This window comes from Chitinophaga sp. Ak27 (assembly GCF_012726295.1).
Lineage (GTDB): Bacteria > Bacteroidota > Bacteroidia > Chitinophagales > Chitinophagaceae > Chitinophaga.
In genome coordinates this window covers 61360-76676 of record NZ_JABAOB010000009.1, presented here as the reverse complement: position 1 = coordinate 76676, position 15317 = coordinate 61360, and the positions used below count along the sequence as shown (strand labels likewise).

The window sequence follows — 15317 nt, the reverse complement described above, 5'->3', positions numbered from 1 at the left end:
TTACCGTATGGGGGGCTGCTATTGGGCTTTCAGCAGTTGTTCGTGTTATTTTGCATTAGCTTCCAGCGCCTTAGCAATGGCGGCGTAAGCAAGCTTCCGCACATAACCTTCGGTCCATAGTCCTACCGGTTCGCCGGGACGCCAGCCGGAACCGGCCGGACTGTCGACAGGGCTCCAGATGGTAATACCGTAGCGCTGTTTAGCGGGAATGAGCTCAAAATATTTATCGATAACATACTTATACATATCGGCCTGGGCCTGGTAATGTTCGGCCGTAGCGGCGGTTGTTTTCACCCCAACGCCCATATCCAGTTCGGACACCTTAATCACCTTCCCGGTAGCTGCCAGCAGTTTAAACATCGCTGCAATGTTTTCTTTACTGGCATTAATATCAATGTGCATCTGGGTTCCAATGCCATCTACTTTGGCACCCTGGCTTTCGATGTAATTGACATAAGCAATCAGGCCACGGCATTTATCCAGGTTAAACTCCAGGTTATAATCATTGATAAAATGGATATCCGTGGCATTGCCATATTGACGGGCCATTTTAAAAGCGGTTACAGCATAGTCTTTACCCAGGTAATCCTGCCAGTAAAATTCATCGGATGCCATGTTCGTTTTTCCCACCCCTGTTTTTAATTCATACGGTTTGCCATCATCCATCGGTTCATTTACTACATCCCAGGCTTTTACCACGGATTTACCAGCACCGACCATGCCGCTCATCCACTTATCCAGTGCTTCGGTGAGGATATATTTTTTTTCTGCAGCTGTTTTCTCCACCACTGTTGTACTTCCCCCCGTTGCTTTCGCGTTTTTCAGTACTACGTCGTCGATATAAACGGTGCCGGCAAATTCGCCATAACTGAAAACGAGCCGGGTTCTATCACTTGCAGTAGCTGTAGTAGAAACCGTTACCAGCTGCCAATCCTGTGTCACCTGCACTTGCCCGTATCCGTTAGAGGAATAGTTAGCACTCTGCAATTCCGGGCGAATAACTCCTGCTGCGGTCCCCTTCACCCAAAAGCTCAATTCGTAAGTAGCGCCGTTTTCCAAAGGCGCCGCAAAGTCATAGCTGGTTTGTACATCCCAGTAATTAGCCGATTTAGCCGGATTCGTAACATAAAAGGCTTTGCCTTTATTTCCTACGCCCATGCCATCGGCGGTCACGCCACGGGTAGAGCCACCTCCCCAGCCGCCCCAGCCACCACCGGATTCAAAATCGCCGTTAGCCACCAGGTTGTTGATTACAGGGGCGCCTTGCGTATCGTATACATACAAATTATTGATATCGATATAATACGATACGCCCGCTTTATTTTTCAAATCGAAATGCAGCTTAATATTGTCAGCAGCAAAATCATTGATGGTAAAGCGGATTTCTTTCCATGAGATGCCAGTGGTAAAGGTAGCGGTAGGTGTTCCTGACTTTGTCCAGTCTACCAATGGCGAATTATTAGTTAATCCTTCGAACGATATCCTTCCTTCTCCTGCCTCATTAGACCGGATATACATCACCACTTCATACTTGTGGGCCTTATTGATGGGTATCTCCGGCGTAACGAGCTGCAAGTCTGTAGCAGCTCCGCTGGCTTTTAGCTCCACAGCGTTATTGCCCGTTCCCATACCTGTTCCGGTGATCACTGAAATACCATTACCGGCATTGAGCTTGGTCCAGTTTGCAAAACTATTGTCCCTTAGCCCGGTAGCATTTAAACTATTGGGATATGCAGGAGAAGTGACCAGCAATGGCGCGATCAGTCCCTTCAGGTAGCTGGCATTCTGATTGGCATGCCACATCAGGGTATGGCCGTACACCTGCATCCCTGCCTGTCCTGCTGTTTGCAACAACGACTTTACCTTTGCCAGATCCAGGCTTCCATCTGACTGCACGACGGCGCCATGTTTCATTTCATAGCCCAAAACAATTTCATCGAAGTTCCGGTTGACCAGCCGGTACTTCACGCCTTTATCCAGGTATTCCTGCAAACCAAGCGCTACTCCCCACTTAAACCCTGGCTGCGAAGCGCGGTTAATATAACTTTTAAGTGCCGGGTAGGCATCTATGTCCTCCTGTACAGCCACGCTTTCCGGCTTATCTACGTTAAAGTCCAGCTTCTGATATTTATTACAGGAAGTTATCGTAACAAATACCAGGAAACCGGCTGCTATTTTATGAAGTGGATTCATACCAATTACTTTAATGTCGGATAATAAATTATTTACTCACCGGGGTAAATGTTTCCATGGTCACAGACCGGTCTCTAAGCACCAGCGTATCTGTTGTAGCCGCCTGCATGCCGGGAAATACAACCTGGTATTGGAGATACAGCGCATCCCGGTCCTTGCTTCCCCAGCTGTTCTTTTCTCCTCTTTTTACAAATTGCCCTTCGCCGGTAGCGCTAACGTTGGCAGTAGCTGAAGAGATGGTACATTTTTCGCCATCATGGAAGGTGAGCAGTAAAGTGCAGCTGATGTTATTACCATCTTTGTCCTTGTATACCACAGGAAATTCCAACTCTTTCATCGACCTGGTGCTTAATTTGTTCACTTCGTCTTTCTCCACATACTCTGCATGCCGCGTTACTGTTTGGTTTACGCCTCCTGACATTACATCTTTGCCTCTTCTCAGGTAGTTGCCATGCCATTCATTCACGTATTTGATGGCATAGAGGATAAAATTTTTCCCGCTGAGGATGGAATCGGCGCCAGACTTATCTGTAATACGCAATGGAATTACATAAGTATTTTTGATGGCCTTGGGGTCATTAAAAAAGGCGTCGGTTAATTGTACCTCCACGCCTCCTGCCAGGCTCCCTTGGGGGATGACGATCTTATTGTCTGCCAGTGAATAATAATTAGCCGGCATAGGTAAGATTTCATCTTTACCGGTGCCAAACAACAACCCGCTTCCCAGCAGGGAATTATCTACAGCGATGCCGATATTCAGGGTCTTTTTACTGGAATAAACGCCGCCTGTTGTAGCCATTATTTTACATTTTCGCTGGTTATCCAGCTCTGTACTGAAGATATCTTCTCCGAAAGTGATGGTACGAACGGGATATTGATAAGCGAAATATACCGTTTGATAGGCGTAGTCGGGAAATGTTGCCTCCTTATTGCATGCTGCGAGTAGCAGTAGCATTGCGGGTATCAGAATTTTTTTCATCTTTGCTGTTTTCAAAAAATCAATTAAAAAATGATCGCTACACGTGGCTATTATTAGCGCCAGCCTTTGTTTTGCTCCAGGGCGCCAAACTTCAGTATCTCTCCATAAGGGATAGGGCCATAAGTCATAAATGGCTGAAACTGGCGGTCTTCCACATTCATCACGGCAGGGACATTATTTTTTATACTTACCCCGCGGGCTGTTTCACTAAGATTAACCTTCCAGCGGCGCAGATCCCAGAAGCGGAATCCTTCAAAGCATAATTCTATCCGCCGTTCATTCCTGATAAGATCCCTCATTTGCTCTTTATTACCTTTCGCTGCTTCCAGCCAGGCGTCGCCGTTAGTAGTACCTATACCTGCCCTTTTGCGAATAGCCTTTATTACATCATAGGCAGAGAATGCATATTTACCGGCTCCTAACGGGCCCCAGGCTTCATTTGCGGCTTCGGCGTAGTTGAGAAAAATTTCGGTATACCGGATATGGGGTTTGTAATGGCGCTGATTGTTGGCGGAATTAGGATTCAGATTCACATCCTGTCGCAACAGTTTACGCAGGTAGTATCCGGTCCTGGTGGATGTTTCTACTATGTTAAGCCCATCATTGGTGCCACCATCTGCGGCTGTTTTGATCACTGTATTATTGGGGCCGGCGGTACCGCCATTTACCAGGATAAACATACGCAGCCTTGGATCCCTGTTTGTATAGGGGTTGGTGGCGTCGTAGCCGCTGCCTGCGCTGCCAATAGGCATTCCATTGGCCATAGGGAAAGCATCTACCAGGTTCTGTGTGGGGTTGATACGTCCGTTACCAAATAATCCCGGCGGGTAATTGGCTTGCTCCAGGTCGCGGTTGTCGCCATAATTATTCCTCCAAAGTATTTCTGCGGGGTTGGCACCGTCGGCCAGTCCTGCAATTTCAGCGGCATTGGCGTACCAGGTAAGGCCGTTGGCGGCCAATGCGCTTATCCCTCCTTTCAGTGCAAGTACTTCTCCTGCATAGTCGGCAGCATCGGCCCAGGTGGTGGTATTGCCGGTGCTAAAGGCCGGACTGGCAGCGAGCAATGCCGCTTTTGAGCGAATCGCCTTTGCAACACGTCCTGTAAGAAATCCACGGAAAGCGGCACCAAAGGCGCGGTTATACTGTTCCACGCTGGTAGCGCCATATTTGGCAGGAATGAGCGCCGCGCTGCCAATATTTTCGTAGTCCAGTGGAAGCAACTGATCTGCCATTGACAGATCAGTATAAATTTGCTTCATACAGGCCTCAAAAGTAGCCCGGGGCTTATTGAAATCGGCAGTAGGCCCCTGCACTTCGGTGATGATCGGCACTCCGAGCACAGCGCCACTTTCAGACATGCCGCCATGCGCCTGCAGCAAGTGATAATAGAAAAGGGCGCGCAAACCAGCCGCTTCCCCCTTTATCCGCATTGCAAACAACTTACTTACGATGGGGTCTGACACCCAGTGCACGGTATCTACATCACGTAATATGATATTTAGATACTGGATGGCCGCATATGCATTCGTCCACTGGCTCAACGGGTTGTTATTTGCGGTCCACTGTCCATTTGCCATTTTCAGGAAACCATTACTCTGATCATTCGTTACTGCGTCGTCGGTGGCTACATCATTAAATGACCAGGAATTAGTGGGGATCCGGTTATAACCATTCAGCAATATGCCAAATGGCAGCGCCGCATCATTGGGTGGATATTTATTTGCGTTCAGGTCCCGGTTATTTTCAATATCCGGTACCAGCAGATCTTTACAGCTGGCCAGCAGCGAGAGGCAGGCCAGCAAAAGGATAATATTTCTTTTCATAAAACGGGAACTTAGTTATGCTACTGAAAAAGATTAAAACAATCCTTTTATACCAAGGTTATATAAGCGTGTTTGTGGAGCGCTGCCCACATTCATTTCCATTGTTTTGCGTTCTGCCGACACCGTTAGCAGGTTAAAACCGCTGATGTACACGCCCATTTCCTTCAACACTTTTTTCCTGCCCAGCCACCCGCTCATATCATAAGAAACCTGTACTTTCGCCAGGTCTATACGGTTGGTTTTATATAGCCAGAAGTCTGAGCTGCGGAAATTGTTGTCGCTGGCAAACGTGGTCAGACGCGGGTATTTGGCCGTTTGCGCTGTTTCAGGCGTCCAGCGGTCTCTTACCACCGCAGAATATTTATCTTCTCCATCTACCCAAAACCAGGAGTTATTCTTCATACCATAAGCGCCAAAGCGTCCTACCCCCAACGCAAAAAAGGAAAAATTCCTCCATTTGGCACTCAGGTTAATCCCCAATGTAAGCGGAGAGCCAAACCAGCCGGCACGGCCCAGGTACACTTCGTCGCGCGCATCAATGACGCCATCTCCATTTTGATCTTTATACTTAATATCACCAGGTTTTACCTGGCCAAAAGTCTGAGCCGGCGAATTTTTAATGTCATCCGCATCATGGAAAAATCCCTGGCTTTGCAATCCCCATATGGCATCCAACGGTTTGCCCTGGCGATATTGATAGTTGTCGGCATACCGTTCGGCACGTTTTGTAGCGGTTGTTTTATAATAGCTGCCTACCAGTCCGACACTATAACTCACCTCCCGCACCTTACGCTGGAAGCTAAGGTTGAAGTCGAATCCCACCCGTTTGTCGTCGTTATAATTGATATATGGAATGAAAGACGATGACGGGAATCCGGTGGTGAAATAGGAAGGATAAAGCACATCTGGCTGGATGATGTTGCCGGTAGTTTTATTAACGAAGACATTACCTTCCAGCTTAATTAACTGATGAAAGAAGGAACCATCCAGGCCAATGCTGATTTCTTTTCTTTGCGGAAAGCGCATGTCTGGATTAGCGCCCCGGCGCGATTCAGTAGCCTGTACGCCTGTACCATCTTTCCAGCCAAACCAGCTTCCCTGTGTGGTATATACCCCCTGATACAGATAATACGAGGCAATATCAAGGTCGGTATGCAGTATACCGGCAGATGCTGTCAGCCGCAGCTCATCGATAACGGAAACCTCACGCAGGAAAGGAGCATTGCTCAGCCGCCATCCCAGCGATACGGTCGGTGAAAAGGCATTCCGGTTCCCTTCCGGCAGTTTCGCGCTATGGACCATAGCGCTGCTAAAGTCAAAATAATAGGTATTTTTAAAATTATAGCCTAACTGCAACCCCAGGTTAGCGTTGCTGGTACGATGATACACCGCCGACTCTGATTGCTGGAAACCATTCACCAATAAAACAGCAGAAAGATGATGCTTGTCGCGAATGGTATTGAGGTAATTAAACTGACCGGTAGCCGCAATGGTTTGACGATACCAGCTATTGCTCACATTCTGCACCCCCGAAGTAGCATCCTTCCCGTATTGGGTAAGGCTGCTGATTAAGTCCTGCCCCGAATACGTATTCCACACAGGCGCATACACAGCATAGCTATTATTGTAAGCCAGGTTGTAAGAAGTATTATAATCAACTGCAAACGTAGCATGAAAGGAAAGGCCTTTCAGCAAATTTCTCAGATCTGCATTCACACCGGTATTAAATTGAAACTGCCGGCTTATATACCGGTTGTTACCACCGGCATAGATGGCTGCAAAGGGATTGGTTTGATCCAGTTGGGTACCTCCCAGTAAATACTTTCCATCAATAATATGATTGCTGTTTTTTACCAGTACATTAGACGCCTCATCATCTGCCTCTATCCTGTCTATAGGAATAAGCGGTGCAAAACGATAAGGACGTAAGGTGGCCGCATTTGCCCAGTAATCAGTATTTACCCCTCTGCCGGTATAAAAAATAGCGCTGGCATCTACGTTACAGGAAATATAATCGCTCAGGTTAACGTCTACATTGCCACGCAGGTTGAAGCGGTCGGATTTTCCATTTTGCCGTGCCTCTCCAAAGTTGAGCAGCGATCCGGAAGCCTGGTAACCAATATTGGTATAATAGCGTGCCTTATTATTTCCACCGGATATTTCCGCCGTTACATCGTACCGGCTAAAGAACTTTTTAAGATATTCATCTGCATAATAATCTACATCGGGATACCGGTATTTATTTTTACCGGAAGCGTACTGGTAAATAGTCTCAGGACTATATAGTTCCGCGAGTCCGTCATTACGGCGGGCTTCATTATAGAGCGTCATATACTCCGCCGATCCCAGGTAGGCGGGATATGCCTTAGGAACGTTGATCCCGGTATTTGCTCTTACATCTATCCGCTGCTTACCGGCGTTCCCTCTCTTGGTCGTAATATATACCACCCCTTTCGCGGCCCGGCTACCGTATAATGCCACGGCATTGACCCCTTTGAGAAAAGAGATCTGTTCTATCTCGGTGGGCAATACATTGGTAGCGTCGCGGGGAACCCCGTCAATGACAAGCAGGTAACTACCCAGCCCCCACATACTATTTCCGTTAAAACCACTGGCCCAACTTTCCATATTTTCGAGGCTATAATTCATATAGTTCCGGGGCATTTGCGAGGATATATCTACTACAGCAATACCACCCAACAGATCTTTCTTATCCACCTTGCGGAATGCCACCTGCGCTGTATTGTTGTCAGGAACATTTGATATCGTAATGCCTGTAGTATCCTGTGCCTGCACCGCTGGCATGAGGCCAGTTAATGCTATTGCGGCTATTAAAGCTTTCATCTGATTCATGAATTTTTGAAATTAGCGTAAACGATACATGCAGCAATAGCACGTTTTACCATCCAGGGTTTTGTGGGAACTCCAGGTACATATTGGCATCGGCGTTTTTCAGCGGTAACCAATAATGTTTCTCTGAATACTTGCGTTCCAGGATGACCGCTTCACGTAAGTTGAGTACCTTATTATTCGTGGGATCAGTAGTACTGAATGCCGGCGACCGGTCAAACTCAACAGATTTTTTCAGGGTATACGGGCTATGTATCAGCAACATCCATCTTCTCAGATCATTAAAGCGATGACCTTCAAAAGATAGCTCCACCGCTCTTTCGCGCCGCACCTCGCCCATAAAGTCATCCAGTGCCCCGGTAAAGCGCGCGGCCACATGTCCTGCGCCAGCCCGGTCGCGGATTACATTTATGGCGTCTAATGCGGTTTTGGTATAATTGCCGGATTTACCGGCAGGGGTTCCATAACCTTCCGCCGCTGCTTCTGCATACATCAGATACACGTCTGCCAGGCGCATGTAAGGCAGGTGTATGTTAAGCGCTTTATCATAGCTCCAGCCGTTGTCAAATCTATTGGCAGTCATTGGAACAAACTTGTGGAGCAAATAACCGGTGCGGCTGGCGCTGCTAACATCGCGGTAACTGCCACCGGTGAAAAGATTCGCGTAGCGGTTTTTTTCGTCTGTGGTGGCGCCTTGCACACATTTCACGCCATCGAAAATAATGTCATTATAAAAACGGGGATCTCTTCCTTTCCAGGGGTATGCTGGATCGTAGCCCGATTCCGGATCTGCCTGTGTAATGTTTTTGATGGGCAGCCCATTAGCCATGCCATAATAATCTACGTAGTTAGCAGTAGGCGCAAAGGTGATGGTTTCCCCTGTCAGTAAAGCAGAGCCATACTGTTTGGCGGTGCCATAGGTAGAACCATGTGCACCATAGTAAGGACCGCGAAAAATAGCTTCTGTACTTCCTGGCATTAGCCAGTTTTGGCCGGCGCTATAGAAATTAGTATAGTACTTTGAAAAATCCACGAGGCTATAAGGAGCGTCGCCCGACTCGCAGCGTTGCAACAGCTCACCGAAAGCTTCCGCCGCCTTCTGGCAGTAGGTGGTGTTGTAGGTTTTGCTGCCGGTAGATACGTAATTCATCAGCGGACTTCCGGCCCACAAGTAGTTTTTCCCTAGATAACCCAACGCCATGATCTTATTAATGCGTAACTGGTTTTTTCCCAGCGTCCTTTTTCCAGCAGTAGTATTGTCCCAGTTTACCGGCAGCAGTTTTGCCGCTTCACTGAAATCTGCAGCTGCTTTATCTGCGCATTCGTTATACTTCAGCCGGGGCAATGTTAGCTTCTGATCGCCCGGAAGTACTTTATCGATATAGGGCAGGCCGCCGAAATACTGAATGAACATAAAATGAAACCAACCTCTGAAAAACAACAGCTGACCTTTGATCAAATCTTTTTCTTCCTGGGTGGCATCGGTGAGTTTATTGAGGTTTTCGAGGCCCATATTGGCTTTACGGATACCATACCACCCCAGCTTCCATAATGATTTTGCCATTCGGTCGTCGTTGGTACTGGTGTTGTTTCTGTCCATCCAACCGGCCTGCCAGCCATCGAATTCTGATTGCCAGCCCCAAAAATCACCATTGTCTATTTTTATAATGAAATGAAAATCACGCGCAGTCGATTGAATTTCATCTTCACCCCAATTCCAGGAATTTGTCCAGTAAGCGTTGGTAAAATCTGGTATACAATGATAGAGCTCTTCAGTATACCCTTGAAAACCGATAAAGGTATTAAAGGCGTTGTCGGCCGAAACAATAGATTGCGGTTCTCTATCGAGAAATTTTTTGCAGGATGCCAGTCCAAGTACGGTAGCTACTCCGGCGGTTGCCAGCAATGATTTTATATATTTATTCATAACGTGCATATTTAGAAGGTAAAATTGGCGCCCAGATTATAGCGCTTCACTGTAGGGTAAGCTCCCTGCGAGGCCCAACCGGTACCGGCGAAGTTGGACTCGCGGTCGTCTGGCATCTTGCTCCACGCGGCCAGGTTGTTGCCGTTGAGATAAACTCTCAGTGATTCGAGCCCTATACGTTTTATAAATCCTGTATTGAATGTATAGGCAATTTCAGCGTTCTTCAATCGCAGGTAGGAGCCATCAAACATATATTGTGTACCCCGGTAATAGCCGGCCGGTGTTGACAACCAGCGGGGCATAGGCACGTCTGCACTGGTATTGTCCTTCGACCAGTAGCTGCCTTCATTATAAACGGTATGCCCCTGAGAGGATAAGCTATTAAAAACTACCTGGCGGGTAACATTATTGGCGCCATAGAATTGTACAAACGCACTTAGCCCTTTCCAGTCTATCCCGAAAGTGGCATTGTAAGTATTAGTGGGCCATCCGCTATGACCATAAGGAATATTATCCCGCGCGTCAATGACGCCGTCTCCGTTATAATCTACGAGATAGTAGTTGCCAGGCAATTTCTGATTGTCGTTGGTATTGTGCATGGTGCTTCCATACAGCTCGTCCCAGGTATTATAATATCCCTGGCTCACATAGGAATAAGCCTGGCCAATTTGCATACCTTCGGATTTTTGATAGGCAGGTAACAATGCCGGGTTATCTGCTTCAATGATTTTGTTTTTTGTATGGGTCATATTCAGGTCAGACCAAATCCTGGTTTGTTTAGAAGCCTGGTAGTTGAAGTGTAGCTCCAGTTCATACCCGTGAGAGGTAACCCGGCCCAGGTTGGCCACCGGCGGGGTGGTACCGTAATAAGAAGGTACAGAGGACCTGTTTGCTAACAATATTTTAGAGCGCTTATCCTGGAAGAAATCTGCCTTACCTTTTATGAATCCTTTGAATAATTCGAAGTCGGTACCTACGTTGATCTTTTCTGCCTGTTCCCATTGTACGTTTGGATTACCTACTGTAGCTTCCCGATACCAGGTAAACGGGCTTTGTTCCGCCCCTTCGCCGGTAGTGCCCAGCCGTGCCTGTCCGCCATATGCCCATTCGGTGAGGTATAGAAAGCGGCCCGCTACGTTATCGAATCCTGTTTGTCCGTACGAAGCGCGGAACTTCAACAAATCCAGGAACCTGATATTCTTCATAAAATTTTCATTGGATACGATCCAGTTCACGCCACCAGAAGAGAAGAATGCAAACCGGTAGTTGGGAGCAAATTTCTCCGAACCGTTATAAGCGCCATTGTACTCGAACGTATACTTATCATTGTAGGTATAAGTAGTACGAAACACCCAATCCTCCCGGTATGAGGGTATCATACTGCCGGCGGCAGTTACATTGCGGTTCAGGAGCCCCATGGCGGTTACACTGTGCTTGTCTGCAATTGTTTTGGCATAGTTCAGTTGTAACTGGTAAAATAAACGGCGTTGGTTGTCCGTTACAGCTCCCCCTGCCGGCGTCCATTTTACCCCTTCCTGGAAATCGAAATTGGTAACGCCATCAAAGGCACTTTTGTAATACACATTTCCTGTGGCAGGATCAATCCATTTGCGTTGCACATCATTGTAAAGGTCATTGACTCCCCTGTTGCTTTCCACGAAAGTATTGTCCATGGAGAGCGTGCCATTAAACTTCAGCCCCTTAAGCAGCATATCGAGGTTTTGCTCCACCGTAAAGTCGGTGGTGATGCGTGTAGTTGTCTGGTATTGAATACCGCCTACTGCGAGGTTCCTGGCCGAATTTTCAGCTCTTCCTTCATTCGGCGCATAATATCCCCAGGAACCATCGGCGTACACCGGCAGAAATACATCCGGTGCGGTGGTATAAGCATCAATCCAGGACCCGTATTGGTTTCCTGAAAATCCCCATGGACTTTTCCGTACTCCATACGAACCGGCGAGGTTTACTTTAAAGAGTGTAGACGGCGTTAATTGAAAGTCGAGGTTAGACCGTGCATTTAACCGGTTAAAGCCGAAACCTGGTTTATATCCCCGCTTATTGTCATAAATTCGGAAAAGGTCGCCTTCATGCAGGAAATCTGCACTGGTGAAGTATTTGACAAAATGTGTTCCCCCACTGATATTTACGTTGGCATTTTGCGACATTGCATAATTCTTGAACAGGGCTTTTTCCCAGTCCACGTTTGGGTAGCGTTCTGCTTCCTCCAGGTTAGCCGGATGCCGGTATTTATCTAAAATGGCTTGCGGATAATAGTTGTTCCAGCTTTCCGGCTTTAGCGCCAGCTCGTACTCGATAGCTTCATTTACGGTACGCAGCGCGTCATATGAATCTGCTTTGCCGGGCAATTTAGACGGCGCTTTCATAATCGTGTTTACGGTAGCACGGATCGAGGCTTTACCTGTTTTTCCTCTTTTGGTGGTGATGAGGATAACGCCATTGGCGCCGCGAGAGCCAAATACTGCTGTTGCGGAAGCATCCTTTAAAACTGTCACCGTTTCTACAGACCCGATGTCTACACTAGTCATAGGACGCTCCACACCATCCACCAGGATCAGCGGGTTACTGTTATTCCAGGTACTAAGACCCCGTATAAGCAGCTGGGGGTCTTCTTCGCCGGGCAAGCCTGTACTTTGGGCGGTAATCAAACCCGGTACATTCCCGGTGAGAGCGGCGCCAATATTTGACACGCCGCCCGCCCGTTCGAGGACCTTGCCGGTAGTTTGTGAAACTGCTGCTACTACGCTTGCCTGTTTCTGCCGGCCATAACCCACTACTATGACATCCTCCAGGCCGACCACCTTGTCTTTCATGACAACGGCTATATCAGATCTGTTCTGGATATTTACTTCCTGTGATACTTTTCCTATGTAACTAAAAACAAGTACCTGTTTGCCGGGCGGAACATGAATGGCGAACTTACCATCCCCATCTGTACTGGTACTTACCTTCGTATCTTTTACCAGTACTGTTATACCCGGGATGGGCGTCTTTTTTTCATCCAGCACTACACCCCGGACGAGACCTGCGTCCTGGGCCTGTAACGGCAAATAACCGGGTAATGCCGACAGTATAAACGCCGTCATTACCAGCCATTTCCATGACATCTGCGAAAGAATCATTTTAAACATGGAATTCAAAAAATTTAATGTTAGGGCAATAAGGGTGCTGACAGCCTGTAAAAGGCCATCGCGCCGGAATACCGGCATAAACAATCACAATGCGATAAAAAGAAAGTATCGCTATAGCGATGCTGATACTACCTGGTTAAGGATGAAACTGAAAGTGGTTGTAACGGGACGTGGTGACCCAGACGCATTGAAATTTCATAAGTAATCATTGAGCGTTTTAAGTAGCGCATTTTTTCATAACGTAATAATTGAAGAAGGGTGACAAGATATTGGAACAAAAAACATGAATCGAATCTACAATAGGGAAGTATATATCAATGGCACTAATCTCCAAAAGGATAGCAATAATGTCTAAAAAGGCTGCAAACCCCTTATCTTCCGGCGTTTAACAGCCTTGTTAATAAACAGCAGGGCATTTATTTAAAAAGCTGCTGTGCGAAGTTGAATAAGTTATTCCTCCATACCGGCCAGGTATGACCACCCGGGTATTCACTATAGGCATACCTGATCTTTAGTTCATCCAACTTTGCCAGCATGAGCTGGCAGTTCTTAAATGCAATGTCCTCCTTTCCTCCCATTGAAATCCACAGCACTTTCAGATGGTTGTTAATAGTGGTTGCATTGGCCTTCATAAAATCATACTGCGCTTCCGCAATGCTACTTTGCCTGGGTTGCAGCCAACCTGAGCTAAATACTCCCAGGTAGGAAAACAGTTCCGTGTTTTTAATACCAGTGTAAAGCGTGTGAATGCCTCCCATAGATAAACCGGCCAATGCCCTTTTGCTTGCATCGGTTTCAACGTGAAATTGCTTTTCTACCAGGGGAATAATAACCTCCTTCAGCTCTGACTCGAATGTTTTCAACGGAGCTTCGTCGAAGGCCATACCGCCTACATTAGCGTCCGGCATCACGATCAACATGGGTTCGGCTTTTTTTGAAGCAATCAGATTATCCATGATCAGGTCGGCTTTACCTTGCCTGGCCCAGCCGGTTTCATTTTCTCCGCCACCGTGCAAAATATAGAGCACAGGATATTTTCTGCCTATGCTTTCATCGTAGCCAGGCGGGGTATAGATATATAGCTGGCGCCATGAGCCAGTAACCTTAGAGAAATATTTCCGGGTACGGATATCTCCGTGCGGCACATCTTTTAATGCATAATAGTTGGCGCCGGGAATTTCAATACCGGCTGCCATTCTGCCCATGCCATAAAAAGTTTCGCTGGCGGGATCGGCAACAGCCACACCATCTATCAGCAATGAATAGTAGTGAAAGCCTTCCCCTATGGAATCTGTTGTTGCAGTCCATAAACCACTGGCGTCTTTTACCATATCGTATTTGCGGCCCAGGTCCACCTGCACCGTCCGGGCTTCCGGCGCCTTAACCTGGAAAATTACGCGGTGATCGGCCTGTATCTGTGGATATTTTGCATTGCGTACATTGGTTTCCGCGGGTATGCCTGCTGGATATTTTGAGAAGGTAGTGGTATCTACCGGTTTAAAGATTAGTTGGGAAAACATATACAATCCATTCTTCCAAACTTTAAAATCGTGCACACCCGGCTCAATGTAATAGATATGCGGCACATTATTCTTTTGCAGGTATTCGTGCGTGCGTTTACTGAATGTAATTAATCCATCGCTGGCGCCGCAGGAGATCCAGAGCAGCTTTATTTGCTGTTTAGCTGCCGCGGGATCCGGCACCAGCTGTTCCGGTGTTTTTGTATTGGGAGCAGATGAGAAGCCGCCTATCCACGCAAATTTATCCAGGTTGCCGAGGCCAAAATTCAGCGACTGCCCCCCACCCATCGATAAGCCCGCAATTGCCCGGTGATCTTTGTCGGTGTAAACAGGATACTTCTTTTGTACATACGGGATAAGATCGCTTAGTAAATCTTTTTCAAAAGTAGCAAATGCCTGTACTTTGTCCGCCGCCATGATGTTACCGGTAGCCCGGTCATCTTTCATGGCCCTGCCGTTGGGCATCACTACGATCATCGGTTCAATTTTTCCTTCAGCATAAAGGTTATCCAGGATAACCTGGGGAGAACCGCCGTTTAACCATTCTTTTTCATCGCCGCCAATACCATGCAGCAGGTATAGTACCGGGTACTTATGTTGCCGGGAAAATCCCGGTGGGGTATAAATCAACGCCCTGCGTGGATTACCCACTGTTGTGGAGTTGTAACTGATCGTATCAATGCTGCCATGCGGGATGGTTACATGCGGAATGTCAAAACCAGGTGCTGCGTGTTCGACAACGTTTTGGGTAAACGCGGGTATCGCCGCCCATAGAAAAATAGAAAGACCAAATAGTGTTTTTTTCATATCGTGGGATTTTTATAGAAATTTGTTAACCGGTTATGCTGTAAAATAATAAATGTCAATTAAACAGTT

General features: G+C 47.2%; 7 protein-coding genes. All 7 read right to left on the bottom strand.

Annotation, left to right across the window (positions count from 1 at the left end; translation table 11 throughout):
- Nucleotides 1-45 precede the first annotated feature (45 nt).
- Nucleotides 46-2193, bottom strand: coding sequence for an endo-1,4-beta-xylanase (locus HGH90_RS25725; protein WP_168762625.1), 2148 nt, complete (start codon nucleotides 2191-2193; stop codon nucleotides 46-48).
- 28 nt (nucleotides 2194-2221) lie between these two features.
- Nucleotides 2222-3172 (bottom strand): DUF5627 domain-containing protein, encoded by a 951-nt coding sequence (locus HGH90_RS25720; RefSeq protein WP_169192200.1) that lies wholly within the window; start codon nucleotides 3170-3172, stop codon nucleotides 2222-2224.
- 53 nt (nucleotides 3173-3225) lie between these two features.
- Nucleotides 3226-4995, bottom strand: a complete 1770-nt coding sequence (locus tag HGH90_RS25715; RefSeq protein ID WP_169192199.1) for a RagB/SusD family nutrient uptake outer membrane protein — start codon at nucleotides 4993-4995, stop codon at nucleotides 3226-3228.
- Between the two features lie 33 nt (nucleotides 4996-5028).
- Entirely contained in the window at nucleotides 5029-7839 is a 2811-nt protein-coding gene (locus tag HGH90_RS25710) for a SusC/RagA family TonB-linked outer membrane protein (protein WP_211172681.1), read from the bottom strand.
- Nucleotides 7840-7894: 55 nt separating this feature from the next.
- Entirely contained in the window at nucleotides 7895-9772 is a 1878-nt protein-coding gene (locus HGH90_RS25705) for a RagB/SusD family nutrient uptake outer membrane protein (protein ID WP_169192197.1), read from the bottom strand.
- Between the two features lie 11 nt (nucleotides 9773-9783).
- Nucleotides 9784-12921 (bottom strand): SusC/RagA family TonB-linked outer membrane protein, encoded by a 3138-nt coding sequence (locus HGH90_RS25700; protein WP_211092878.1) that lies wholly within the window; start codon nucleotides 12919-12921, stop codon nucleotides 9784-9786.
- Nucleotides 12922-13337: 416 nt separating this feature from the next.
- Complete coding sequence (locus HGH90_RS25695; protein ID WP_169192196.1) at nucleotides 13338-15248, bottom strand: alpha/beta hydrolase-fold protein; 1911 nt, start codon at nucleotides 15246-15248, stop codon at nucleotides 13338-13340.
- Nucleotides 15249-15317 lie beyond the last annotated feature (69 nt).

What these genes read in the sequence shown, in the direction of transcription:
- HGH90_RS25705 (WP_169192197.1), bottom strand. Translation starts at nt 9,772, where the DNA reads ATGAATAAATATATAAAATCATTGCTGGCAACCGCCGGAGTAGCTACC.
- HGH90_RS25700 (WP_211092878.1), bottom strand. Translation starts at nt 12,921, where the DNA reads ATGTTTAAAATGATTCTTTCGCAGATGTCATGGAAATGGCTGGTAATG.
- HGH90_RS25720 (WP_169192200.1), bottom strand. Translation starts at nt 3,172, where the DNA reads ATGAAAAAAATTCTGATACCCGCAATGCTACTGCTACTCGCAGCATGC.
- HGH90_RS25715 (WP_169192199.1), bottom strand. Translation starts at nt 4,995, where the DNA reads ATGAAAAGAAATATTATCCTTTTGCTGGCCTGCCTCTCGCTGCTGGCC.
- HGH90_RS25725 (WP_168762625.1), bottom strand. Translation starts at nt 2,193, where the DNA reads ATGAATCCACTTCATAAAATAGCAGCCGGTTTCCTGGTATTTGTTACG.
- HGH90_RS25695 (WP_169192196.1), bottom strand. Translation starts at nt 15,248, where the DNA reads ATGAAAAAAACACTATTTGGTCTTTCTATTTTTCTATGGGCGGCGATA.
- HGH90_RS25710 (WP_211172681.1), bottom strand. Translation starts at nt 7,839, where the DNA reads ATGAAAGCTTTAATAGCCGCAATAGCATTAACTGGCCTCATGCCAGCG.